This is a genomic window from Arthrobacter sp. NPDC097144, from assembly GCF_044762205.1.
Classification (GTDB): domain Bacteria; phylum Actinomycetota; class Actinomycetes; order Actinomycetales; family Micrococcaceae; genus Arthrobacter_B.
On the sequence record NZ_JBIWDW010000002.1, the window covers coordinates 514,103 to 538,113 of the forward strand.

Below are 24,011 nucleotides of genomic sequence, written 5' to 3' on the forward strand. Positions count from 1 at the left end.
CCCTCCAGCCTAGTCCAGCCGGCCCGCCGAAATGACCTTGATGACGGGGGAGCCTGCTTCATCCGAGGCAGCCAGGTCCACCTCGGCCGTGATTCCCCAGTCCAGGTGGTTGGCCGGGTCCTTGAAGATCTGCCGGACTTCCCATTTGCCGGGCAGTTCCTTGATGATCAGCAGGTTCGGGCCGCGTCCGTCGGGGCCGTCGTCAATGTCCTCGTGCTCTTCGAAGTACGCGTCCAGCACGTCCGCCCAGCGGTCGGCATCCCAGCCGGAGCCGCCGTCGAGCTCGCCCAGGGCGCGGTCATCCTCATCCGCGAAGAGCTTCACCCGCTGGAACATTTCGTTGCGGACCATGACGCGGAACGCGCGGACATTGGCGGTGAGCTTGTCCGGAACCGGCGGCAGGACCGGCTCGGCCCCGGCCTCCGGATTGATGCCGTTGGTGAGCTCCTCCCATTCGTCCAGCAGCGAGGAGTCGGTCTGGCGGACCAGCTCGCCGAGCCACTCGATGATGTCCTCCAGGTCCTCACGCAGCCGCTCCGGCGGAACCGTATGCAGCAGGGCCTTGTAGGTGTCCGAGAGGTAGCGCAGCAGCACGCCTTCGGAGCGGGCCAGGGAGTAGAACTGCACATACTCGCCGAAGCTCATGGCGCGTTCGTACATGTCGCGCACAATCGACTTCGGGCTCAGCTCAAACTCGCCCAGCCACGGGGCACCGGAGCGGTATACCTCGAAGGACTGCTCCAGCAGTTCAGCCAGCGGCTGCGGATAGGTGACCTCTTCGAGCAGGGCCATGCGCTCGTCGTATTCGATGCCCTGGGATTTCATGGCCGCAATGGCCTCGCCGCGGGCCTTCTTTTCCTGGGCGGAGAGGACCTGGCGCGGTTTCTCCATGATGGCCTCGATCACGGACACCACGTCCAAGGCGTAGGAGGGGCTGTCCGGGTCCAGGATCTCCAGGGAAGCCATGGCAAACGGGGACAGCGGCTGGTTCAGGGCGAAGTTCGGCTGCAGGTGCACCTTCAACCGGACGGTGCGGCCGTCGGCGTCGGGTTCCGGGAGGACCTCCACGATGCCCGCGGTCTTCAGCTCCCGGTAGATGCTCAGGGCCTTCTTCATCAGCGCCAGCTGCGAGGACCGGGTCTCATGGTTGTGCGTGAGCAGTTTCTTGGCCGCGGCGAAGGGATCCCCCGGGCGCTCGAGCAGGTTCAGCAGCATGGAGTGGGTGATGTTGAAACTGGAGGTCAGCGGTTCCGGGGTGCCGTCCACGAGCTTCTCGAAGGTGGGCTTGCCCCAGGACACAAAGCCGGCCTGCGGCTTCTTCTTCACGACCTGGCGCAGCTTCTTCTGGTCGTCGCCGAACTTGGCGTGGGCCTTGGCCATGGCCTTGACGTTCTCGATCACGTGTTCCGGTGCCTGCACGACGACGGTGCCGGCGGTGTCGTAACCGGCCCGTCCGGCCCGTCCGGCGATCTGGTGGAATTCGCGGACTTTCAGCGGGCGGGTGCGGGTGCCGTCGTACTTGGACAGGGCGGTGATCAGCACGGTGCGGATGGGCACGTTGATGCCGACGCCGAGGGTGTCGGTGCCGCAGATGACTTTCAGCAGTCCGGCCTGCGCCAGCTGTTCCACCAGGCGGCGGTACTTGGGCAGCATGCCGGCGTGGTGCACGCCGATGCCGTGGCGGACCAGCCGGTTCAGGGTCTTGCCGAAGCCGGGGGCGAACCGGAACCCGGCAATCAGCTCGGCAATCTTGTCCTTTTCCTCGCGGGTGCACACGTTGATGCTCATCAGGGCCTGCGCCCGGTCGATCGCTTCGATCTGGGAGAAGTGCACCACATAGACCGGAACCTGCTTGGTGGCCAGCAGCTCCTCGAGGGATTCCTGGACCGGGGTCTCCACGTAGTAGTAGTGCAGGGGGATGGGCCGCTGCACGGAGGACACGGTCACGGTGTCCCGGTTGGTGAGCTCACTGAGTTCGTTGGCGATCCGGGTCATGTCGCCCAGGGTGGCGGACATCAGCAGGAACTGGGCCTGCGGCAGCTCCAGCAGGGGGACCTGCCAGGCCCAGCCGCGCTGCGGATCGGAATAGAAGTGGAACTCGTCCATGATGACGGTGCCCAGGTCCGCGTCCGGACCTTCGCGCAGCGCAATGTTGGCCAGGATTTCCGCGGTGCAGCAGATGATGGGGGCGTCCTTGTTCACCGAGGAGTCACCGGTGACCATGCCTACGTTCTCGGCGCCGAAGATTTCACAGAGGGCGAAGAACTTCTCCGAGACCAGGGCCTTGATGGGCGCCGTGTAATAGCTGCGCTCATCGTGGGCCATGGCATAGAAGTGTGCGGCAATGGCCACCATGGACTTACCGGACCCGGTGGGGGTGGCCAGGATGACGTTGTTGCCGGTCACCAGCTCCATCACCGCTTCATCCTGCGCCGGATACAGCGACATGCCCCGGCTCTCGACCCATTCCAGGAATGACGTATAGGTCTCATCGGGGTCGATGGCGGCGGTGGCGGAGGGACCGGAAGGAAGCTGTTCAAGAAGTTTCATGTCACTACCAGAGTATCGGGCGCGGCAGCAGGTTGCCGACGGACGGTAGGCTCGGCGGCATGACATGGGATCCCCGGAAATACACACAGTTCTCCTCGCACCGGGACCGGCCCTTCTTCGACCTCACCGCCCGGATCGCCGCCGACGCGCCGCGCCGCGTCGTCGACCTCGGCTGCGGACCGGGAACCCTGACCGCGGCGCTCGCCGCCCGCTGGCCCCGGGCACAGGTGAGCGGCATTGATTCGTCCGCTGACATGGTGGAGCAAGCGGAAACCCTCGAGGGTGCTCCCCCGAATCTGGAATTTGTCCGTGCGGGAATCGAGGACTGGGAACCCGGCCCGGGAACGGACGTGGTGGTCTCCAATGCTGCACTGCAGTGGGTTCCCGGCCACCAGGACCTGATGCGCCGCTGGGCGAAGCAGCTCGATGCCGGTGCCTGGCTGGCCGTGCAGGTGCCGGGCAACTTCTCCGCTCCCTCGCATGTGCTGATGCGCGAGTTGGCGGCGAGCCCGGCCTGGTCTCCGAAGCTGGACGGGGTGCTGCGCCACGCCGATGCCGTGGACGAACCCCGGGACTACCTGGGCCTGCTGACAGAAGCAGGATTCGACGCCGATGTTTGGGAGACGAGTTACCAGCAGGTGCTGCACGGAGAGGATCCGGTGCTGGAGTGGGTTCGCGGAACGGCTCTGCGGCCGGTTATTGCGGCGCTGGAGCCCGAAGACTTCGCAGTTTTTGAAGCCGAATATGCAGCCCTCCTGCGGGCGGCCTATCCGCAGCAGGCTTGGGGAACCGTTTTTCCCTTCCGGCGGCTCTTTATGGTGGGACGCAAGAAGGGCTGAGGAAAGATGCCCGGGATCCAGGATCCCCGGGATCCGGCGGCGCCCTGCCGTTTGTCCCGTGTTCCTGTCCCGCGCCCCTATGAGCCGGCCGGGCGGGACGGGAACCGGTGGGCTCCGGCCGTGCGGCCGGCCCGCCGGGTTTTGGCTGCCCTCATCAGCGGGGTGTTCAGGTCATCAATCTGGCGGTTGGCATCCGCCCGGTCGCCGGCGCCGCCGCGCTGGTTGTGCCGGGCCAGATAGAGGGCTCCGCCCAGGCCGGTGAGCAGGAAGCCGGTGATGAGTGCGGCCGGGGCCAGGGACACCAGCTGGCTTGCGGCGGCCAGGACGGCGAGGATCGGAATCACCGGACCCAGCGGCAGCCTGGCGCCCTTGCCGGGCCATTTGCGAAAGCCCAGTACGGCCGCGGCCACGCTCACGATGATCATGGCCAGGATGGCGGCCACATTGGCGATGGAGACCACAAAGGTCGTGTCATTGAGGAACACCAGGACCACCGTGATGACGCCCAGCAGCAGCACGCTCACGTAGGGGTGGTTGTGGTTCGTTTGCCGCCCCAGGGCCGGCGGGACATCACCGCGGGCCACCATCCGCAGCATGATTTCGGAAGCTCCGAGTACGTTGGCGTTGGCTCCGGACAGAGTGGACAGGCAGGCAGCGAAGGCCACGAGCGGGCCGCCCCAGGACCCCATGACAATTTCTGCGGCCTGGGAGACGCCGGTTGCCGAAAAGGCGGTGATGCCGCTGGCCGTCATGGCCAGCACCGTGCCCAGATAGATGACTCCTGACACCAGCAGGGTCAGGAGGATGGCACGCGGCACCGTTTTGCGCGGATTCTTCACGGAGCCCGCCATGTTCGTAATGACGTTGAAGCCGGTGTATGCGGTGAACAGCAGGGCGGCTGCCGAGAAGATCCCCCCGGTTCCTTCCGGCAGCGGACGCTCCAGCTCTGCCGGTTTCAGTTCGGTGATGCCCCAGACGGCAAAGAGGACCAGAAGGGCCAGCTTGATTCCCACAATCCACGTTTCGGCCTTGGCCACCAGCGCCGTCGGACCCAGGTTCAGCGCCGTCACGACGACGGTGGCCACCAGCGCCAGGGTCAGGGTTCCGATGGCGGGAAGGAAGTACTCACCAAGGTAGTCTCCGAAGGAGTCCACCAGATAGGCGATGATGGTGGCCCCGTTCAGGTAGAACGCCCACATCACCACGAACCGCCAGAACGGGCTGAGGATGTCACCAACGGGCCCGTAGCCGGATTCCCCGTCCTTGGCGCGGGTGGACACCACGATGAAGGACAGTGCGCACAGCGCCATCACGAGGCCGGCAATGATGTAGCTCAGCACGGCGCCGGAGCCGGCGATGTTGATGGCCGTTCCCGAGAGGGTGAAGACGCCGCCGCCCACCGTGGTGCCAACACCGAAGGCCACGCAGGAGATGAGCCCGATCTGGGCTTTCGGCCGGGAGGCTTGTGGCGACGACGACGCTGCAGTGGCCACAGGTGCCCGCTCTCATCCGTTCCGGCTTATCACCTTGGAGCCTAGGTCCCGCGGCGAAAGCGGGTCAACGGAACGGGCCGGAACGGACCGTAATGAGCCGGAACAGGGCGTCGGGCAGGCCTACCAGCCGCGTTCCTTCCATTCCTGCAGGTGCGGGCGCTCGGCCCCGAGGGTGGTTCCGGCACCGTGGCCGGGATGGACGATGGTGTCATCCGGCAGATATTCGAACACGCGTTCGACAACGTCCCGATAGAGGGAGGCGAACCGCTCAGGATCCTGCTGCGTGTTGCCCAAGCCGCCGGGAAAGAGGGAATCCCCCGTGAACAGGTGGGCCGGCCCGTTGGGGTCCCGGTACAGCAGGGCCACGGAGCCGGGGGTGTGGCCGCGGAGCTTGATGGCTTCGAGTTCAAATCCGTTAAAACGTCCCATGTCGCCGTGCTCCAGCGGGACGTCAGTGGGTACCTCGATGTCCGGTGCATCCTCGCTGCCGGCGGCTGTGCGGGCACCTGTGGCCTGCACAGCATCGGCGAGCGCCCGGACATGGTCCCAGTGGCTGTGCGTGGTGATAATCAGTGCCACGTGCGCGGGAACGGAAGCGTCGGCTGCCGCTTCGGAGAGCAGCTCCCGGACGGCCGGAAAGTCGTCAGCGGCGTCGATGAGGACCTGTTCCCCGGTGTCTTTCGCGGTGATGACGTAGACATTGTTGTCCATGCTGCTCACGGACCGGCTGCGGATGGTCACATTCTTCAAATCAAACATGGCGCCAGTCTAGTTCGGCGCTCGCAGGTGCGGGCCCCCGGCCGGGAAGGTCTTGCCTGCCCGGGGTGCCGGGCGTACGTTCAGATGGTGCCGGGCATGGAATCCGGCCCGTCCTGGAGGAAGCGTGCTCCTAAGGCTTGTCCGGCAGAACCTGGCCCCCTACAAAGGCGCCGTTGCCGCCGTCGTGATCCTGCAGTTCCTGCAAACCGCTGCGACACTGTTTCTTCCCACCCTGAACGCGGACATCATTGACCGCGGCGTGGTGGCAGCGGACACCGGGGTGATCCTGAATCTGGGCGGCTGGATGCTGGCCATCACGGGCGGGCAGGTGGTGTGCGCGGTGGCCGCCACGTTCTTCGCTGCCCGCGTGGCCATGAGCGTGGGCCGGAATATCAGGGATGACCTGTTCACCCGGGTGGAGTCCTTCTCCTCCCGCGAGGTGGGCGTCTTTGGCGCCCCGTCCCTGATTACCCGCACCACCAATGATGTCCAGCAGGTGCAAATGGCCCTGCTGATGACCTTCACCGTGATGGTGTCCGCGCCGATCATGGGCGTGGGCGGGGTGCTGCTGGCCCTGAACCAGGACGTGCCGCTCTCCGGCATCCTCCTGCTCATCCTTCCGGTGCTGTTCGTGGTGATCGGCCTGGTGCTCCGCCGCCTGATTCCGCTGTTCCGCCGGGCGCAGAAGCAGATTGACCGGGTCAATTCGGTGCTCCGTGAGCAGATCATGGGGGTGGCGGTCATCCGGGCCTTTGTTCGTGAGCGCACGGAGGAAGCCCGCTTCGACGCCGCCAACTCCGAGCTCACCGGCACGCAGCTGCGGACCGCGCAGTACATGGCGCTGCTGTTTCCGGCAGCCATGCTGGTGGCCAACCTCGCTTCCGTGGCGGTGGTCTGGTTCGGCGCCTACCGGATCGATGCCGGGCAGATGCAAATCGGCGCGCTTACGGCGTTCATCGCCTACATCATGCAAATCCTGATGGCCGTCATGATGTCCATGTTCATGATCATGATGCTGCCGCGTGCCGCCGTCTGCGCGGAACGGATTTATGAGGTCCTGGATACCGAGAGCACCGTGCATGACAGTGAGGATGCGGTTCCGCTGGTGTACGACGGCGGGACGGTGGCCTTCGACAACGTGGGTTACACCTATCCCGGGGCGGAGGCTCCCGTACTTCACGGGGTGAGCTTCACGGCGCAGTCGGGCGAGACCACGGCGATCATCGGATCCACGGGGTCGGGCAAGTCCACCCTGCTCAATTTGGTGCCGCGGCTGCTCGATGCCACGTCCGGAGGAATCTCCATTGACGGGCAGGACATTGAGGCCGTCACCCTCCACTCCCTGCGCAGCGGCATCGGCCTGGTGCCGCAGAAGGCCTACCTGTTTGCCGGCACCATCGCGTCCAACCTCCGCTTCGGCAAGCCCGATGCCACGGATGCGGAAATCTGGGAGGCATTGGAGATTGCCCAGGCGGCGGATTTCGTCCGTGAATCCGAGGGAGCGCTGGAGCACCGCGTGGAGCAGGGAGGGGGAAACTTCTCCGGCGGGCAGCGGCAGCGGCTCGCCATTGCCCGGGCGCTGGTGGTCCGCCCCTCGATCTACCTTTTCGATGACAGCTTCTCCGCCCTGGACTTTGCCACGGATGCCAGGCTGCGGGCCGCCCTGAAACAGCGCACCCGGTCCTCCACGGTGCTGATTGTGGCCCAGCGCGTGAACACCATTGCCGACGCTTCCCGGATTGTGGTGCTGGAGGAAGGGCGGGTAGCCGGACAGGGAACCCACGAGGATCTGCTGTCCTCCTCGCCCACCTACCGGGAGATTGTCGAATCCCAGCTCACGGCGGAGGAAGTGCAGTGAGCGGGATGCGCGGGGGGCCGCGGCCCGGACCCGCCGCTGCCGCACACGGCCCCGGCGGACGTGCACCCGCCGCGAAGCCGCTGAACTTCCGCTCCAGCGTCCGGCGCATCCTGTCCCTGATGCGCCCGGACCGGATGCGGGCGGCGCTGGTCATAGTGGCCGCCGTCGTCTCCGTGGCGCTCGCCGTCACTGCTCCCCGCATCCTGGGGGAAGCAACCAACGTGATCTTCAACGGAGTCATCAGCTCACGGCTGCAGCCGGGGATCAGCAAGGCGGACCAGGTGCAGGCACTGCGCTCCTCCGGGCAGGACCAGCTGGCGGACATGCTTGCCGCCATGGACGTGGTTCCGGGAGCCGGCATGGACTTCGGCCGGCTCGCGGTCCTGGTGCTGGGGGTGCTCGCGATCTACGTGGCAGCGTTCTTCTTTGGGTGGCTGCAGGCACGGGTCACCGCACGGGTGGTGCAAAATGCCATGTACCGGCTGCGCCGGCAGGTGGACGCGAAGCTCTTCCGCCTGCCGATGTCCCATTTTCAGCGTGAATCCCGGGGGGATGTGCTGAGCCGCGTCACCAATGACATCGATAACCTGGCCCAGACCCTCTCCCAGACGCTGACCCAGATCATTACCTCGGCCCTCACCATCGTGGGGGTGCTGGGCATGATGCTGTGGCTGTCTCCGCTGCTGGCACTGATTGCCGTTATTACGGTGCCGGTTTCCGCCGTCGTCACCGTGCTTATTGCCCGGCGCTCGCAGGTGCAGTTCATGCAGCAGTGGAAATCCACGGGTGAAGTCAACGGCTACATCGAGGAAATGTTCAGCGCACAGGACGTGGTCAAGGCCTTCGGGCAGCAGGAACGCGTCGTGGAAGGATTCCGGCCGGCCAATGAAACCCTGTACCGCTCATCTTTCCGGGCCCAGTTCGTGTCCGGCATCATCATGCCCACCATGCAGTTCATCTCCAACCTGAACTATGTGGCGGTCGCCGTGGTGGGCGGCATCCTGGTGGCGAACGGTCGCCTCTCCATCGGAGGGGTGCAGGCCTTTATCCAGTACAGCCGGCAGTTCTCCCAGCCGCTGGGGCAGATCGGCTCACTGATCAACATGCTCCAGTCGGGCGTGGCATCAGCCGAACGTGTGTTCGAATTGCTTGACGGCCGGGAACAGGACCGGGATCCCGCGGATCCGCTCACCATCACCAACGTGCAGGGGCGGGTGGCCTTTGACCGCGTGGATTTCAGCTATTCCCCGGAAGCACCGCTGATCAAGGACCTGTCCTTTACGGCGGAGCCCGGTCAAACCGTCGCGATTGTGGGACCCACGGGGGCGGGCAAGACCACCCTGGTCAACCTGCTGATGCGCTTCTATGACGTGGACGCCGGCCGAATCACCATTGACGGAACCGATATTGCCCGGATGAGGCGCGACGACGTCCGCCGGCTGATCGGCATGGTGCTCCAGGATGCCTGGCTGTTTGAAGGGACCATCCGGGAGAACCTCGCCTACGGAGCGCCCGATGCCACGGAGGAGCAAATCATTGCGGCAGCCCGCGCCACCCATGTGGACCACTTTGTGCGCTCGCTGCCCGAAGGCTATGACACGGTGCTGGGATACGACGGCGGATCCCTGAGCCAGGGACAGCGCCAGCTCATCACCATCGCCCGGGCCTGGCTGGCGGATCCCTCCATCCTCGTCCTGGATGAGGCAACGAGCTCGGTGGACACCCGCACCGAAATCTCCATCCGGCTGGCCATGAGCGCCCTCCGGGAAGCCCGGACCAGCTTTGTGATTGCCCACCGCTTATCCACCATCCGGGATGCGGACGTCATCCTGGTGGTGCGCCACGGGGAGATCGTGGAACAGGGGACCCACGACGCGCTGCTGGCCCTGGAGGGCTTCTATGCCGAGCTGTACCGTTCCCAGTTCGCCGAACCCGCGGTTGAGGAGGAAACGGCGGGGGAGGCCGGCACCCCGCTGTGACCTGTCTGACGGCGCCGCCCGTTCCGGCATGGCAAACTGGAAACAGTGCAAATTTCCGAATCTCCCCAACCTGAAGGCGGTCCCATGAGTGACGACGTCCTGTCCTGGGTCCGCATCGACGCCGCCAGCTCGGTACCTCCCTTCGAGCAGCTGCGCGTCCAGATCCTGGATGCCGCCAATGAAGGGCGCCTCGCCGTCGGAACCCGGCTCCCGCCGGTACGCGCGCTCGCCGCCCGGATGGGACTCGCGGTCAACACCGTGGCGCGGGCCTACCGCGAACTCGAACAGGCAGAAGTGGTGACAACGCGCTCGCGGGCAGGCACCGTGATTGCTGCAGCAGGAGACAACGGCAAGCGGCGGGTGGCGGAAGCGGCCCGGATTTTTGCCGACTCCGTCCGGGCCAACGGGCTGGATCCGAAGGAAGCCCTGACCTACGTCGAGACGGCTCTTCGCCTGCGGTGAACACTGCGGTGTCGAATACATCTTCGAACCAAACGGTGAACTACAGTGGAAAATGTGTCTACAGCTACCTCTTTGATGGCCGACAGTGCCAACGAGCCGCACAGCGGCAATGATCTTTCCCGCCTGATCGTCAAGGGCGCCCGGGAGCACAACCTGCGCAACGTGGACCTGGATCTGCCGCGCGACGCGATGATTGTCTTTACCGGTCTTTCCGGATCAGGAAAGTCCTCCCTGGCCTTCGACACCATCTTTGCCGAGGGACAGCGGCGCTACGTGGAATCCCTGTCCTCCTACGCCCGCATGTTCCTGGGACAGGTGGACAAGCCGGACGTCGACTTCATCGAGGGACTCTCCCCGGCAGTCTCCATCGACCAGAAGTCCACTTCCAAGAACCCGCGCTCCACGGTGGGTACCATCACCGAGATCTACGACTACATGCGCCTGCTCTGGGCGCGCGTGGGCACCCCGTTCTGCCCCGTCTGCGGAGAACCCGTTTCGCGCCAGACCCCGCAGCAGATTGTCGACCAGCTGCTGGAGCTCGAAGAGGGCACCCGGTTCCAGATCCTGGCTCCCGTGGTGCGCGGCCGCAAGGGCGAGTTCGTGGACCTCTTCAAGGAGCTGGCCGCCAAGGGCTACTCCCGCGCCAGGGTTGACGGCAAGCAGATCCAGCTCTCCGATCCGCCCAAGCTGGGCAAGCAGTACAAGCACACCATCGAAGTGGTGGTGGACCGGCTCGTCGCCAAGGACGGTATTCGCCAGCGCCTGACCGACTCGGTGGAAACCGCACTCGGTTTGGCCGAGGGCCGCGTCCTGGCCGACTTCGTGGACGTGGATGAAAAGAGCGAAGACCGGATCCGCGCCTTCTCCGAACACCTGGCGTGCCCTAACGAGCACCCGCTGGCCATCGATGAAATCGAGCCCCGGTCCTTCTCCTTCAACAACCCCTTCGGCGCCTGCCCGGTCTGCACCGGCATCGGCAGCCGCCTGGAGGTGGACGAGGAGCTGGTCATTCCCAACCCGAACCTGAGCCTGGCCGCCGGCGCCGTGGCTCCGTGGGCGCTGGGTAATGCCACCCTGGAGTACTGGAACCGGCTGCTGGCCGGCCTGGCCAAGGAACTGGGCTTCTCCATGGACGTACCGTGGAAGAAACTTCCGGCCAAGGCACGCGAAGCCATCCTCAACGGCAAGGACCACAAAGTGGTGGTCCAGTACAAGAACCGCTTCGGCCGGGAGCGCAAATACAGCACCGGCTTTGAAGGGGTCATCCAGTACATCCACCGCAAGCACCTTGAAACCGAATCGGACAGCGCCCGGGACCGGTACGAGGAGTACATGCGGGAAATCCCCTGCCCCGAATGCGGAGGAGCCCGGCTGAACCCGGCATCCCTGTCAGTGCTCATCAACGGCCGCAATATCGCCGAGGCAGGCGCGCTTCCCCTGCGCGAGGCTGCTGAGTTCTTCGGCGGACTCGAGCTGACGGTGCGCGAAGCAAAGATCGGCGACCAGGTCCTGAAGGAAATCCTGGCCCGCCTGACCTTCCTGCTCGACGTCGGACTGGAGTACCTGAGCCTGGACCGGCCCGCCGCCACGCTTTCCGGCGGTGAAGCCCAGCGCATCCGCCTGGCCACCCAGATCGGTTCCGGCCTGGTGGGCGTGCTGTACGTCCTGGATGAGCCGTCCATCGGCCTGCACCAGAAGGACAACCGCCGCCTGATCGAAACCCTGACCCGGCTGCGGAACCTCGGCAACACCCTGATTGTGGTGGAGCACGATGAAGACACCATCTATGAGGCCGACTGGGTGGTGGACATCGGTCCGGGTGCCGGTGAGCGCGGCGGTGAAGTAGTCCATTCCGGGTCCCTGGAAGGACTGCTGCAGAACAAGCGTTCCCTGACCGGCGACTACCTCTCCGGACGCCGGAAAATCGAGATTCCGGCCAAGCGGCGCAAGGTGGACAAGACGCGCCAGCTGAAGATTGTGGGCGCCCGGGAAAACAACCTGCGCAACATCGACGTCACCATACCGCTGGGCGTCTTTACCGCGGTGACCGGCGTCAGCGGTTCCGGCAAGTCCACCCTGATCAACGACATCCTTTACAAGACGCTGGCCGCCAAGCTCAACGGCGCCAAGCATGTGGCGGGACGGCACCTGCGCATCGACGGCCTGGAGAACCTGGACAAGGTCATCCATGTGGACCAGAGCCCGATCGGGCGCACTCCGCGGTCCAACCCGGCCACGTATACCGGCGTCTGGGACCACATCCGGAAGCTCTTCGCGGAGACCACGGAGTCCAAGGTCCGCGGCTACCTCCCCGGGCGGTTCTCCTTCAATGTGAAGGGCGGACGCTGCGAGGCCTGCCACGGTGACGGCACCCTGAAGATCGAAATGAACTTCCTGCCGGACGTCTACGTTCCCTGTGAGGTCTGCCACGGCGGACGCTTCAACCGCGAAACCCTTGAGGTGAACTACAAGGGCAAGAACATCGCCGAGGTCCTGGCCATGTCCATTGAGGAGGCTGCGGAGTTCTTCGCCGCATTCTCGCCGATCTCGCGCCACCTGAACACGCTCGTGGACGTCGGGCTGGGCTACGTCCGGCTGGGCCAGCCTGCCACCACGCTGTCCGGCGGCGAAGCGCAGCGCGTGAAGCTGGCAGCGGAACTGCAGAAGCGTTCCAACGGCCGCAGCGTGTACGTCCTGGACGAACCCACCACCGGCCTGCACTTCGAGGATGTCCGGAAGCTGCTTTTGGTCCTCCAGGGCCTGGTGGACAAGGGCAACACGGTGATCACCATCGAGCACAACCTGGACGTCATCAAGAGCGCCGACTGGATCATCGACATGGGTCCTGAGGGTGGAAACGGCGGCGGACAGGTGATCGCCACCGGAACTCCGGAGAAGGTGGCCAAGTCCGACGTCAGCTACACCGGGCACTTCCTGGCAGAAATGTTCGCCAAGCAGAACCAGCAGGCCTAAGAGCGGCTGACCGGCATATTCCGGAAAAAGGTATTCCCTTTGGGGAATACCTTTTTCCGTACCCGGGGAAACGTGTGGGAAACTGTCCCGGTGAAAGAATCCCGGCTCTTAGTGCTCTTTGACCTGGACGGAACCCTCGTGGATCCGGCAGGCAGCATCACCGGCGGCATTAGTGCAGCCCTGGCAGCGTGCGGCCTGCCTGTTCCCGCCGACGCAGACCTGCAGCGCATGGTCGGCCCGGCACTGGTGACCTCCCTGAAGGACATTGCCGGTGTTCCCGAAGACCGTGTGCCCGAGGTCATCGCAACATACCGTGAGGGCTACCGGGCCGCCGGAATGGCACAGAGCCGCCCCTATCCCGGGATCAGGCAGCTCCTCGGCCGGCTGCGCGCAGAAGGCGCCGTGCTGGCCGTAGCCACCCAAAAGCCCGAACCGCTGGCCGGGGAACTGCTCCGCGTCCAGGGCCTTTTTGACCTCTTTGATTCCGTTCACGGCTCATCGGCCGATGAGCAGGCCGCCGCCGCGCTCGATGGCAAGAAAACCATCATCGGCGCTGCCCTCCGGCGCCACGCGGGCAGCAGCGCCCGGGCCGTCATGGTGGGGGACCGCCGGCACGACGTCGAGGGCGCAGCGGACAACGCCCTGGACTGCATCGGCGTTTCCTGGGGCTTCGCAGCGGACGGTGAGCTTGAAGCGGCCGGTGCTTCCGCCGTCGTGCGCACAGCGGAAGAACTGCTGGCGGAACTGGAGCGCTTCCGGGCGCAGGAGAGGACCTGCGCACATGGGCGTCTATGACCTCACCCGCGCATCCACCCGCGGCCTGATTGCCTCGCTTTGCCGGCCCACCGTCATCGGCTTGGAGAATGTACCGAAAACGGGGGCCTTCATTGTGGCGGCAAACCACCTGTCCTTCCTGGACAGCGTCCTGACCCAGGCACTGATGCCCCGCCCGGTGGCCTTCTTCGCGAAGGCTGAATATTTCACGGGCACCGGAGTCAAGGGTGCCGCCATGCGCACGTTCTTTGAGGGAGTGGGTTCCATTCCCGTGGAGCGCGGCCAGCAGGCCGCCTCCGTTGCTGCGCTGAAGACGCTGCTGGACCGCCTGGAGCAGGGCAGCGGCATTGGCATCTATCCGGAGGGAACCAGGTCACGGGACGGCCTGCTGTACCGCGGGCGGACCGGCGTTGGCTGGTTGGCCCTGACCTCCGGCGCACCCGTGGTGCCCGTGGGCCTGATGGGCACCGAAAACCTCCAGCCGGCGGGCAAGAAGTGGATCAAGCCCCAGCACTTCACCATGAAGGTGGGACGGCCGCTGTACTTCTCCAAGACCGGCCCGGACCACGCCCTGCCCGCCCGCCGGCAGGCCACGGACCGGGTCATGGACGCAATTGCCGAGTTGTCCGGACAGGAACGCGCCGGCAGCTACAACCAGAACAAAGCCGAAGGCTAGGCCCGCGATCCGTCCGCGGGCGGTGCCGGCAGCTGCTGCCCGGCATCCGCCGGCCGGCAGTTCAGCGCGGCGCGAAAAGCGCGCCTCCGGGTCCAAGGCCGCCGCCGCGGCAACCGTAGGATGGAACAGTGGCAGATCCAGCAACTTACCGGCCGAAAACAGGGGAAATCCCCACCGCCCCCGGCGTATACCGTTTCCGTGATGAGCACCGCCGGGTGGTCTATGTGGGCAAGGCGAAGAACCTCCGCTCCCGCCTGAACTCCTACTTCGCCAACCCCGCCGGGCTGCTGCCCAAGACCCGGGCCATGGTCCACACCGCCGCGAGCGTCGAGTGGACCGTGGTGGGGACTGAGCTTGAAGCCCTGCAGCTTGAGTACACCTGGATCAAGGAATTCAATCCCCGGTTCAACATCATGTTCCGGGATGACAAGTCCTACCCCTACCTCGCCGTCACGATGGGGGAGAAGTACCCGCGTGCACAGGTCATGCGCGGAGACCGGCGGAAGGACACCCGCTACTTCGGGCCTTTCTACCCGGCCAAGGCCATCCGGGAAACGCTGGACACCCTGCTGCGGGTCTTCCCCGTGCGCACCTGCAGTTCCGGGGTCTTCAAGCGTGCCGAACGCACCGGACGGCCCTGCCTGCTCGGGTACATCGACAAGTGCTCGGCACCGTGCGTGGGACGGATCAGTCCCGAGGACCACCGGCAGCTGGCCGCCGAGCTGTGCGACTTCATGTCCGGCGAGGGCAAGCGCTTCATCTCCAGCCTGGAAAAGGAGATGCAGGCCGCCGTGGCCGAGCTGGACTACGAAACCGCCGCCCGGCTCCGTGATGACATCTCCGCCCTGCGGAAGGTCTTTGAACGCAACAACGTGGTGCTCAGCGAAGACACCGATGCGGACATCTTCGCCCTGGAAGAGGATGAGCTGGAAGCCTCCGCCCAGGTCTTCCACGTGCGCGGCGGGCGCATCCGCGGACAGCGCGGGTGGGTGGTGGAAAAGGTCGAAGACAACGACACCGCGGATTTGGTGGAACACCTGATCCAGCAGGTCTACGGCGAATCCGCCGCCGGGGACAGCATTCCGCGCCAGGTCCTGGTGCCCGTCCTGCCGCCCAATGCCGAGGAACTCGCCGAATGGCTCCACGGCCTGCGGGGGAGCCGGGTGGATATCCGCGTTCCCATGCGCGGGGACAAGAAGGCCCTGATGGAGACGGTGGCCCGCAACGCGTCGGACGCCCTGCGCCTGCACAAGAGCCGCCGGGCCGGCGACATCACCACGCGCTCCGCCGCACTGCAGGAACTGCAGGAGGCACTGGACCTTCCCGTGGCCCTGCTGCGCATCGAATGCTACGACATCTCGCATGTCTCCGGCACCAACGTAGTGGCCTCCATGGTGGTGGCCGAGGACGGGTTGCCCAAGAAGTCGGACTACCGCAAGTTCTCCATTACCGGCGAGGCTGCCCGGGATGACACCTCGGCCATGTACGACGTCATCTCCCGCCGGTTCCGGAACTACCTCGCCGAGAATGCGGATCCCGCAGCGGACCCCGACCAGCCGGCCGGGCTGCCGGATGAACGCACCGACACCGACGTCCAGCCCCTGACTAATACGCTCACCGCCGCGCCGCGGACCAAGTTCGCCTATCCGCCCAACCTGGTGGTGGTCGACGGCGGCCAGCCCCAGGTTGCTGCGGCCTCCCGCGCCCTGGCGGACCTGGGCATCACGGACATCTACGTGGTGGGCCTGGCCAAGCGGCTCGAGGAGGTCTGGCTGCCGGACAGCGACTTCCCGGTCATCCTGCCCCGCGCCTCCGAGGCCCTGTTCCTGCTCCAGCGCATCCGCGACGAAGCACACCGTTTTGCCATCACGTTCCACCGGCAGAAGCGCGCCAAGTCCATGACAGCCTCGCTGCTGGACGAGATTTCCGGGCTGGGCCCGGCCAAGCGCACGGCCCTGCTCAAGGAATTCGGGTCGGTCAAGAAACTTCGGGCTGCCTCCGTGCAGGACCTGCAGCGCGTTCCCGGAATCGGCCCGTCACTTGCCGCGTCAGTGCACGCGCAGCTCGCCTCGAAGTCTTCGGAATCGGTTGCACCGGCCGTCAACATGACCACCGGCGAAATCCTGGAAACTTAGCTAGGCTGGGTAATCGGCCTATTCCCCGGCAGCGGCCGGACGAAACCAGTTAGGACAGGACAACCGAAATGAATGAACAGGACGCGCTGACCCCGGTCAAGCCCGCCGAGTCGGAGCTGCTGGTGGTCACCGGCATGTCCGGCGCCGGACGCAGCACGGCCGCCAACGCGTTGGAGGACCACGGCTGGTACGTGGTGGAAAACCTCCCGCCGCTGATGCTCGGGACCCTGACCGAACTGGTGTCGCGGATGCCGCAGTCGATCCCCAAGCTTGCCGTGGTGGTTGATGTCCGCAGCAAGGAGCTGTTCCAGGACATCCGGGAAGCCCTGAGTGGACTCCGCGCCGCGGGCGTCACCTACCGCCTCCTGTTCCTCGACGCGGAAGATGACACGCTGGTCCGCCGCTTCGAGCAGGGACGCCGCCCGCACCCGCTGCAGGAGGACGGCAGCATCCTTGACGGAATCGCCGCCGAGCGGGACGTGCTGAAGGAGCTGCGCGAGGCCTCCGACGTCGTCGTGGATACCTCCAAGCTCAACGTCCATGCCCTGGCCACCACCATCACTGAACTCTTCACCGAATCCGGTCCCATTGTGCTGCGGCTGAACGTGATGAGCTTCGGCTTCAAATACGGGCTGCCCGTTGATGCCAACTATGTGGCGGACGTCCGCTTCATTCCCAACCCCCACTGGGTGCCGCAGCTTCGCCCCCACACCGGCCTGGACACCGATGTCCGCGAATACGTCCTGGACGCCAAGGGCACGCGCGACTTCCTCGACCGATACGTGGAAGCCCTGGAACCGGTGATTGACGGTTACCGCCGAGAGAACAAGCACTACGCCACCATCGCCGTCGGCTGCACCGGCGGCAAGCACCGCTCGGTGGCCGTGACGGAGGAGCTGGCCAAGCGGCTTGCCCAGCTGCCCCACGTCACCGTCAGCGCCCACCACCGCGACCTCGGGCGCGAGTAAATGAGTTTTCTGACCGGTTCGCTTCCGGTGCTGCCCCAGAGCGTGGCGGACCGGGGAGCGGGCGGCTCCGACGCCGCCCTCGCCGTCGTCGCCCTTGGCGGCGGCCACGGCCTCTCTGCCTCGCTCTCCGCCCTGCGCCTGCTCACTACGGACCTCACCGCGGTTGTCACCGTGGCCGACGACGGCGGTTCCTCCGGGCGCCTGCGCGACGAGCTGGACGTGCTGCCGCCCGGAGACCTGCGCATGGCCCTGGCTGCCCTGTGCGACGACACCGACTGGGGGCGCACCTGGCGGGACGTCATGCAGCACCGCTTCCAGTCCCGGCCCGGCGTTACCGGATCGCTGGACAACCATGCCCTGGGCAACCTGCTCATCGTGACCCTGTGGGAGCTGCTGGGTGATCCGGTGGCCGGCCTGCAGTGGGCGGGAGCGCTGCTCGGCGCCCGCGGCCAGGTCCTGCCCATGGCCACCCAGCCGCTGACGATCGAGGGTGACGTGCTGCGCCGCACCGAGACCGGTGAGCACCTGGAACTGGTCAGCGGACAGGCCCGCCTGGCGGCAGCCGGAACCTCCGGGAGGGTCAGCGAAGTGCGGCTGGAACCTGCCGACGCCCCCGCCTGCCCCGAGGCGCTGGCCGCCATCGAGCGCGCGGACTGGATCATCCTGGGCCCGGGGTCCTGGTACACCTCGGTCATCCCGCACCTGATGCTGCCGGACCTGCGCAGCGCCCTGTGCCGGACCAGCGCCAAGGTGTGCCTGACCATGAACCTCAGCAACGAGACCAAGGAAACGGCCGGCATGTCCGCAGTGGACCATCTGGCCCAGATCCGGCGGTACGCCCCCGACCTCAAGGTGGACGCCGTGCTGGCCGATCCCGCCGTCATCGAGGACCCCCCGGCCTTCAGCGACGCCGTCGCCGGAATGGGCGGAAGGGCCGTCTTCGGTAAGGTGGGGGCAGCGACCGGGCGCCCGATCCATGATCCGCTGCGCCTGGCTACGGCCTACCACGACATCTTTGGGGAAAATTAGGAGTGTATTTGTGGCGTTGACCGCAGCAGTAAAAGAGGAACTTTCACGGCTCGACGTGAAAAAGTCCTCAGTCCGCAAAGCGGAAGTATCAGCCTTGCTGCGCTTTGCCGGAGGACTGCACATCATCTCCGGACGCATAGTTATCGAAGCTGAAGTTGACCTGGCCTCCACGGCCCGGCGGCTGCGCGCCGCCATCGCCGAAGTGTACGGACACGCGTCCGAGATCATTGTTGTCTCCGGCGGCGGACTGCGCCGCGGCAACCGGTACGTGGTGCGCGTTGTGAAAGACGGCGAATCGCTGGCACGCCAGACCGGGCTCCTGGACGCCCGCGGACGTCCCGTCAGGGGACTGCCCTCCGTGGTGGTCAATGGTTCCGCTGCAGACGCGGAAGCGGTGTGGCGCGGAGCATTCCTGGCCCACGGCTCCCTGACCGAGCCGGGGCGGTCGTCCTCGCTTGAGGTCACCTGCCCGGGATCCGAAGCGGCCCTGGCCCTGGTGGGCGCTGCCCGCCGGATCGGCATTGCCGCCAAGGCACGCGAAGTGCGGGGGATCGACCGCGTTGTCATCCGCGACGGGGATACCATCGCCGCCCTCCTCACGCGGATGGGGGCCCACGACGCCCTGATGGTCTGGGAAGAGCGCCGGATGCGCAAGGAAGTCCGCGCCACGGCAAACCGGCTGGCGAACTTCGATGACGCGAACCTGCGCCGCTCCGCCCAGGCGGCGGTTGCCGCCGGAGCGCGGGTGGACCGCGCCCTGGACATCCTCGGTGAGGACGTTCCGGAGCACCTCCGCTATGCCGGTGAGCTTCGCGTGGCCCATAAGCAGGCGTCCCTGGACGAACTGGGTCACCTCGCCGAGCCGCCCATGACCAAAGACGCCATCGCCGGGCGCATCCGCCGCCTGCTGGCGATGGCGGACAAGCGCGCCGCCGAGCTGGGCATTCCCGGCACTGAGGCCAATGTGACTCCTGAGATGCTTGACGAGTAGCGTTGAAGCATAAGATGGACTAAGCATGCTGCCTTTAGGCAGCACCTAAGTTTCCGGGTGGAAACGCCGTCCGGATAACCGATCCGACTTTTTACTGGAGGATTTTGTGAACGAATACACACTGCCGGAACTGCCCTACGACTACGCCGCGCTTGAGCCGAACATCTCCGCCCGCATCATGGAGCTGCACCACGACAAGCACCACGCCACGTACGTTGCCGGCGCAAACACGGCTCTGGCCCAGATGGCCGAAGCACGCGAAAAGGGCGACTTCGCCACCATTCCGAAGCTCTCCAAGGATCTGGCCTTCCACCTGGGCGGCCACGTCAACCACAGCATCTTCTGGAACAACCTTTCCCCCGAGGGCGGCGACAAGCCGGTCGGCGAGCTCGCAGCAGCCATCGATGACTTCTTTGGTTCCTTCGATGCCTTCCGCGGCCAGTTCACTGCGGCGGCAACCTCTCTGCAGGGTTCCGGCTGGGCGCTGCTGGCCTACGAGCCCCTCGGCAAGAACCTTGTCATCGAACAGCTCTACGATCAGCAGGGCAACGTTCCCGTGGGCACCATCCCGCTGCTGATGCTGGACATGTGGGAGCACGCCTTCTACCTGGACTACGTCAACGTGAAGGCCGACTATGTGAAGGCCTTCTGGAACATCGTCAACTGGGCAGATGTCGCCACCCGGTTCGATGCAGCCCGCGCGGGTGCGCACAGCCTGGTCCTGCCCGCATAAATCAGGTCTGTGTAAATCAGGTCTTCGGCCTGCGTTTCTGCGGCCTTACCGGTTCGCCGGAGAGGCCCGGCGCGTAGGATGAGTCCGAGGGTTCCCGCCCCGCCGCAGTGCCCGGCGGGAACCTCCGGAAGCTTCTCCAGTCAGATCAGTGGCCTGCGCACGTACAAGGTCACGCTTCTTCGGTACACCTGCAATCAAGGAGACAGAAAAGTGACTACTCGTGTTGGTATCAACGGCTTCGGACGCATCGGACGTAACTACTTCCGCGCAGCACTGGAGCGGAACGCGGACCTGGAAATCGTCGCAGTCAATGACCTCACCAGCCCCGAAACTCTTGCCCACCTCCTGAAGTACGACTCGGTCACCGGCCGAATCGGCGTTGACGTGGAAGTACGCAACGGCGATCTGGTGGTTGGCGGAAAGAACATCAAGGTCCTCGCTGAACGCGATCCCTCGAACCTGCCCTGGAAGGACCTCGGCGTTGACGTGGTCATTGAATCGACCGGGTTCTTCACCAAGGCGGAAGATGCCAGGAAGCACCTCGACGCCGGCGCCAAGAAGGTCCTGATCTCCGCTCCGGGCAAGGGCGCGGACCGGACCATCGTGATGGGCGTCAATGACAGCGAATACAATCCGGCCACCGACAACATCGTGTCCAATGCCTCCTGCACCACCAACTGCCTGGGCCCGCTGGCCATGGTCCTGCACCAGGCCTTCGGCATTGAACGCGGCCTGATGACCACGGTCCACGCCTATACAGCGGACCAGAACCTCCAGGACGGCCCGCACCGCGACCTGCGCCGTGCCCGTGCCGCAGCCCTGAACATTGTGCCGACCTCCACCGGTGCCGCCAAGGCCATCGGCCTGGTGCTGCCCGAACTGGACGGCAAGCTGGACGGCTTTGCCCTGCGCGTGCCCGTGCCCACCGGCTCGGTCACCGACCTCACCGTCACCGTAGGCCGCGAAGCCAGCGTTGAGGAGATCAACGACGTCTACAAGACAGCCTCGGACGGACCGCTGAACGGCATCCTGCGCTACACCGACGAGCCGCTGGTGTCCTCGGACATCGTGACGGATCCGGCGTCGTGCATTTTCGACTCGGGGCTGACCCGCGTCATGGGCAACGAGGTCAAGGTGGTCGGCTGGTACGACAACGAGTGGGGCTATTCCTGCCGCCTGGTCGATCTGACCACGCTGGTCGGCTCCAAGCTGTAGGACCGCCTGCCGGTACTGCAGCAGCTTAACAAGCCCCCAACCCCCAATGCCCGCAAGGGACGTAAAGGTAAACATGACAGTCAAAACTCTTGAGGAACTGATCGTTGACGGCGTCGATGATCGGTATGTGCTGGTCCGCTCGGACCTGAATGTGCCGTTGGACAACGGCAAGGTGGCCGACGACGGGCGTATCCGTGCGTCAATCCCGACCATTCAGAAACTGGTGGAGCACGGCGCCAAGGTGATCGTCATGGCGCACCTGGGACGTCCCAAGGGCACCCCGGACGAGAAGTACTCGCTGCAGCCTGCCGCTGACCGGCTGGATGAGCTCGCACCGTTCGCGGTGGAGTTTGCCGCCGACGTGGTGGGGGACAGCGCGCATGAGCTGGCGGCCTCGCTTGCCGCCGGCTCCGTCCTGGTGCTGCAGAATATCCGGTTCGACCCGCGAGAGACCTCCAAGAACGACGACGAACGCCTGGGCCTTGCACGGGACCTGGCCGGACTCACCGGAGACAGGGGCGCCTACGTGGATGACGCTTTCGGTGCCGTGCACCGCAAGCACGCCAGCGTGTACGACATCGCGGAGATCCTCCCCGCCTATGAGGGCGACCTGGTGCATACCGAGGTCGAGGTGCTCAAGCGGCTCACCGAGAAGCCGGAGCAGCCCTACGTGGTGGTGCTGGGCGGCTCCAAGGTGTCGGACAAGCTGGCAGTCATCGAGAACCTGATGGACCGGGCGGACTACCTTCTGGTGGGCGGCGGCATGGTCTTCACGTTCCTCGCTGCGCAGGGATACAACGTGGGCGCTTCGCTGCTCGAAGCCGACCAGATCGAGAACGTCAAGGGGTACCTTAGCCGTGCGAAGGAAGTGGGCTGCGAATTCGTGCTGCCCACCGATATCGTAGTGGCCGACAAGTTCGCCGCTGACGCCGACTCCGAGGTGGTCCCCGCCGATGCAATGGAGAACAGCCGGTTCGGCGCCTCCGGCATCGGCCTGGACATTGGCCCGGATTCAGCGGCCGCCTTCGCCGAGAAAATCCGCACCGGCAAGACCATCTTCTGGAACGGCCCGATGGGCGTCTTCGAGTTTGATGCGTTCGCCAACGGCACCCGCACCATTGCCCAGGCGCTGAAGGACTCCGACGGCTTTTCCGTGGTCGGCGGCGGAGACTCCGCTGCCGCCGTTCGGAAGCTTGGCTTCAGCGACAGCGATTTCGGGCACATTTCCACCGGTGGCGGCGCGTCCCTGGAATACCTCGAAGGCAAGAAACTTCCGGGACTGACCGTCCTGGACCAGTAACACCGAAGTGCGGGCCCGTTGCCGTCTGGGCGGCGGGTCCGCACTTCCATGTCCGCTCTTTTCCGCCCGGACAAAGCACTATTGAACACAAACCCCATTATGAAACCGGAGCGATGATGACTACCTCGACCAACGGCAAGTTTGATCGGACACCGCTGATTGCGGGCAACTGGAAGATGAACATGGACCATGTCCAGGGCATCACCCTTTTGCAGAAGCTTGCCTGGACCCTCAAGGACGCGCAGCATGACTACAAGCGCGTGGAGGTTGCAATCTTCCCGCCCTTCACCGACCTGCGCAGCGTGCAGACGCTGATCAAGGGCGACAAGCTTGACCTCGAATACGGAGCACAGGACCTTTCGCCGAAGGATTCAGGTGCTTACACCGGAGACATCTCCGGCCAGTTCCTCTCCAAGCTGGGCTGCAAGTACGTCCTGGTGGGCCACAGCGAACGGCGCACTGTGCACGGTGAAAGCGACGAGCTGCTGAACGAGAAGCTCAAGGCTGCTTACCGCAATGACCTGGTCCCCGTTCTCTGCGTGGGCGAAGGGCTGGAAATCCGCAAGTCGGGCCAGCACGTGGCGCACACCCTGGAGCAGGTTCGCAACGACCTCGCCGGGCTGGACGCAGAGCAGGTCTCAGCCCTGGTCATCGCCTATGAGCCCATCTGGGCCATCGGTACCGGGGAAGTTGCCGGACCCGAGGACGCCCAGGAAATGTGCGAAGCCATCCGCAGCGAAATCGCGAACCTGTACGACGATTCCGTGGCCGCCAAGACCCGCCTGCTCTACGGCGGCTCCGTCAAGGCGCAGAACGCAGCAAGCATTTTGAAGGAACGCGACGTCGACGGCGTGCTCGTGGGAGGCGCCAGTTTGGATGTCACCGAATTTGCTAATATTGTCAGGTTTGAACATCATCTGGTGACCGACTGATTTGCAGCTGACCTGCACCGCAGCAGAGTCTCCGGTCCGTGAGTCACCCCTGAAAGGCCGTAAGTGGAAATTCTGAAGATTATCCTGTTGGTTCTTCTTGCCATCACCAGCCTGCTGCTGACCATGCTGATTCTGCTCCACAAGGGACGCGGCGGCGGCATGTCGGACATGTTCGGCGGCGGCATGACCAGCAGCATGGGTTCATCCGGAGTTGCCGAGCGCAACCTGAACCGCTTCACCGTGATCCTCGGACTGTCCTGGGGCCTGGTCATCATTGCCCTGGGCTTGATCCAGCGGTTCTCCGGCGAGGCCTGATTCCCGGCTGCACCGAAGAGAGCCTGCGCA

General features: G+C 65.2%; 19 protein-coding genes. 16 read left to right on the plus strand and 3 right to left on the minus strand.

Annotated elements, in window-relative coordinates; genetic code table 11:
- Positions 1 to 9: 9 nt before the first annotated feature.
- On the minus strand, positions 10 to 2,550 hold the full coding sequence (locus tag ACIQXM_RS06020) for a DEAD/DEAH box helicase (protein WP_400929022.1): 2,541 nt from the start codon (positions 2,548 to 2,550) through the stop codon (positions 10 to 12).
- A gap of 59 nt (positions 2,551 to 2,609) precedes the next feature.
- On the opposite strand from ACIQXM_RS06020, the gene ACIQXM_RS06025 reads away from it, so the two are divergent.
- The gene (locus ACIQXM_RS06025; protein WP_400929025.1) at positions 2,610 to 3,389 is read left to right on the plus strand and encodes a trans-aconitate 2-methyltransferase; all 780 of its coding nucleotides are present in this window, start codon (positions 2,610 to 2,612) and stop codon (positions 3,387 to 3,389) included.
- Positions 3,390 to 3,466: 77 nt separating this feature from the next.
- Here the strand turns inward: ACIQXM_RS06025 and ACIQXM_RS06030 are convergent, their stop codons facing one another.
- Both ACIQXM_RS06030 and ACIQXM_RS06035 read right to left on the minus strand, forming a co-directional pair.
- Entirely contained in the window at positions 3,467 to 4,882 is a 1,416-nt protein-coding gene (locus tag ACIQXM_RS06030) for an APC family permease (protein ID WP_400929028.1), read from the minus strand.
- Between the two features lie 120 nt (positions 4,883 to 5,002).
- Complete coding sequence (locus ACIQXM_RS06035; protein WP_400929031.1) at positions 5,003 to 5,641, minus strand: MBL fold metallo-hydrolase; 639 nt, start codon at positions 5,639 to 5,641, stop codon at positions 5,003 to 5,005.
- 124 nt (positions 5,642 to 5,765) lie between these two features.
- Between ACIQXM_RS06035 and ACIQXM_RS06040 the strand changes: the two genes are divergently transcribed.
- The 15 genes from ACIQXM_RS06040 (at position 5,766) to secG (ending at position 23,981) form a co-directional block, all read left to right on the plus strand.
- Positions 5,766 to 7,499: an ABC transporter ATP-binding protein gene (locus tag ACIQXM_RS06040; protein WP_400929034.1), complete on the plus strand. Its 1,734-nt coding sequence runs from the start codon at positions 5,766 to 5,768 to the stop codon at positions 7,497 to 7,499.
- 5 nt (positions 7,500 to 7,504) lie between these two features.
- Positions 7,505 to 9,478, plus strand: coding sequence for an ABC transporter ATP-binding protein (locus ACIQXM_RS06045; protein ID WP_400929527.1), 1,974 nt, complete (start codon positions 7,505 to 7,507; stop codon positions 9,476 to 9,478).
- 84 nt (positions 9,479 to 9,562) lie between these two features.
- Complete coding sequence (locus ACIQXM_RS06050) at positions 9,563 to 9,940, plus strand: GntR family transcriptional regulator (RefSeq protein WP_227889868.1); 378 nt, start codon at positions 9,563 to 9,565, stop codon at positions 9,938 to 9,940.
- A 75-nt stretch (positions 9,941 to 10,015) separates the two neighbouring features.
- Positions 10,016 to 12,913 (plus strand): excinuclease ABC subunit UvrA, encoded by a 2,898-nt coding sequence (gene uvrA / locus ACIQXM_RS06055; RefSeq protein WP_400929530.1) that lies wholly within the window; start codon positions 10,016 to 10,018, stop codon positions 12,911 to 12,913.
- 111 nt (positions 12,914 to 13,024) lie between these two features.
- Positions 13,025 to 13,708, plus strand: coding sequence for an HAD hydrolase-like protein (locus ACIQXM_RS06060; protein WP_400929037.1), 684 nt, complete (start codon positions 13,025 to 13,027; stop codon positions 13,706 to 13,708).
- Positions 13,695 to 14,363, plus strand: coding sequence for a lysophospholipid acyltransferase family protein (locus ACIQXM_RS06065; RefSeq protein WP_400929040.1), 669 nt, complete (start codon positions 13,695 to 13,697; stop codon positions 14,361 to 14,363). Before ACIQXM_RS06060 ends, ACIQXM_RS06065 begins: the two co-directional genes overlap by 14 nt.
- 128 nt (positions 14,364 to 14,491) lie before the next feature.
- Complete coding sequence (gene uvrC / locus ACIQXM_RS06070) at positions 14,492 to 16,498, plus strand: excinuclease ABC subunit UvrC (RefSeq protein ID WP_400929043.1); 2,007 nt, start codon at positions 14,492 to 14,494, stop codon at positions 16,496 to 16,498.
- Positions 16,499 to 16,566: 68 nt separating this feature from the next.
- Positions 16,567 to 17,466, plus strand: a complete 900-nt coding sequence (rapZ, locus tag ACIQXM_RS06075) for an RNase adapter RapZ (protein WP_400929046.1) — start codon at positions 16,567 to 16,569, stop codon at positions 17,464 to 17,466.
- Positions 17,467 to 18,495, plus strand: a complete 1,029-nt coding sequence (yvcK, locus tag ACIQXM_RS06080; protein WP_400929049.1) for a uridine diphosphate-N-acetylglucosamine-binding protein YvcK — start codon at positions 17,467 to 17,469, stop codon at positions 18,493 to 18,495. It begins immediately after the preceding gene.
- A 10-nt stretch (positions 18,496 to 18,505) separates the two neighbouring features.
- Positions 18,506 to 19,486, plus strand: coding sequence for a DNA-binding protein WhiA (whiA, locus tag ACIQXM_RS06085; protein ID WP_400929052.1), 981 nt, complete (start codon positions 18,506 to 18,508; stop codon positions 19,484 to 19,486).
- 106 nt (positions 19,487 to 19,592) lie between these two features.
- A complete protein-coding gene (locus tag ACIQXM_RS06090) occupies positions 19,593 to 20,219 on the plus strand; it encodes a superoxide dismutase (protein ID WP_400929054.1) in 627 nt (208 codons plus the stop codon).
- A gap of 210 nt (positions 20,220 to 20,429) precedes the next feature.
- Complete coding sequence (gene gap, locus ACIQXM_RS06095; RefSeq protein ID WP_400929057.1) at positions 20,430 to 21,434, plus strand: type I glyceraldehyde-3-phosphate dehydrogenase; 1,005 nt, start codon at positions 20,430 to 20,432, stop codon at positions 21,432 to 21,434.
- A 73-nt stretch (positions 21,435 to 21,507) separates the two neighbouring features.
- Complete coding sequence (locus ACIQXM_RS06100; RefSeq protein WP_400929060.1) at positions 21,508 to 22,734, plus strand: phosphoglycerate kinase; 1,227 nt, start codon at positions 21,508 to 21,510, stop codon at positions 22,732 to 22,734.
- Positions 22,735 to 22,850: 116 nt separating this feature from the next.
- Positions 22,851 to 23,666: a triose-phosphate isomerase gene (gene tpiA / locus ACIQXM_RS06105; protein ID WP_400929063.1), complete on the plus strand. Its 816-nt coding sequence runs from the start codon at positions 22,851 to 22,853 to the stop codon at positions 23,664 to 23,666.
- A gap of 63 nt (positions 23,667 to 23,729) precedes the next feature.
- Entirely contained in the window at positions 23,730 to 23,981 is a 252-nt protein-coding gene (gene secG / locus ACIQXM_RS06110) for a preprotein translocase subunit SecG (protein ID WP_400929066.1), read from the plus strand.
- Positions 23,982 to 24,011 lie beyond the last annotated feature (30 nt).

What these genes read in the sequence shown, in the direction of transcription:
- uvrA (WP_400929530.1), top strand. Translation starts at nt 10,016, where the DNA reads ATGGCCGACAGTGCCAACGAGCCGCACAGCGGCAATGATCTTTCCCGC.
- ACIQXM_RS06065 (WP_400929040.1), top strand. Translation starts at nt 13,695, where the DNA reads ATGGGCGTCTATGACCTCACCCGCGCATCCACCCGCGGCCTGATTGCC.
- ACIQXM_RS06020 (WP_400929022.1), bottom strand. Translation starts at nt 2,550, where the DNA reads ATGAAACTTCTTGAACAGCTTCCTTCCGGTCCCTCCGCCACCGCCGCC.
- ACIQXM_RS06100 (WP_400929060.1), top strand. Translation starts at nt 21,508, where the DNA reads ATGACAGTCAAAACTCTTGAGGAACTGATCGTTGACGGCGTCGATGAT.
- tpiA (WP_400929063.1), top strand. Translation starts at nt 22,851, where the DNA reads ATGACTACCTCGACCAACGGCAAGTTTGATCGGACACCGCTGATTGCG.
- ACIQXM_RS06050 (WP_227889868.1), top strand. Translation starts at nt 9,563, where the DNA reads ATGAGTGACGACGTCCTGTCCTGGGTCCGCATCGACGCCGCCAGCTCG.
- rapZ (WP_400929046.1), top strand. Translation starts at nt 16,567, where the DNA reads ATGAATGAACAGGACGCGCTGACCCCGGTCAAGCCCGCCGAGTCGGAG.
- ACIQXM_RS06035 (WP_400929031.1), bottom strand. Translation starts at nt 5,641, where the DNA reads ATGTTTGATTTGAAGAATGTGACCATCCGCAGCCGGTCCGTGAGCAGC.
- ACIQXM_RS06045 (WP_400929527.1), top strand. Translation starts at nt 7,505, where the DNA reads ATGCGCGGGGGGCCGCGGCCCGGACCCGCCGCTGCCGCACACGGCCCC.
- yvcK (WP_400929049.1), top strand. Translation starts at nt 17,467, where the DNA reads ATGAGTTTTCTGACCGGTTCGCTTCCGGTGCTGCCCCAGAGCGTGGCG.
- ACIQXM_RS06025 (WP_400929025.1), top strand. Translation starts at nt 2,610, where the DNA reads ATGACATGGGATCCCCGGAAATACACACAGTTCTCCTCGCACCGGGAC.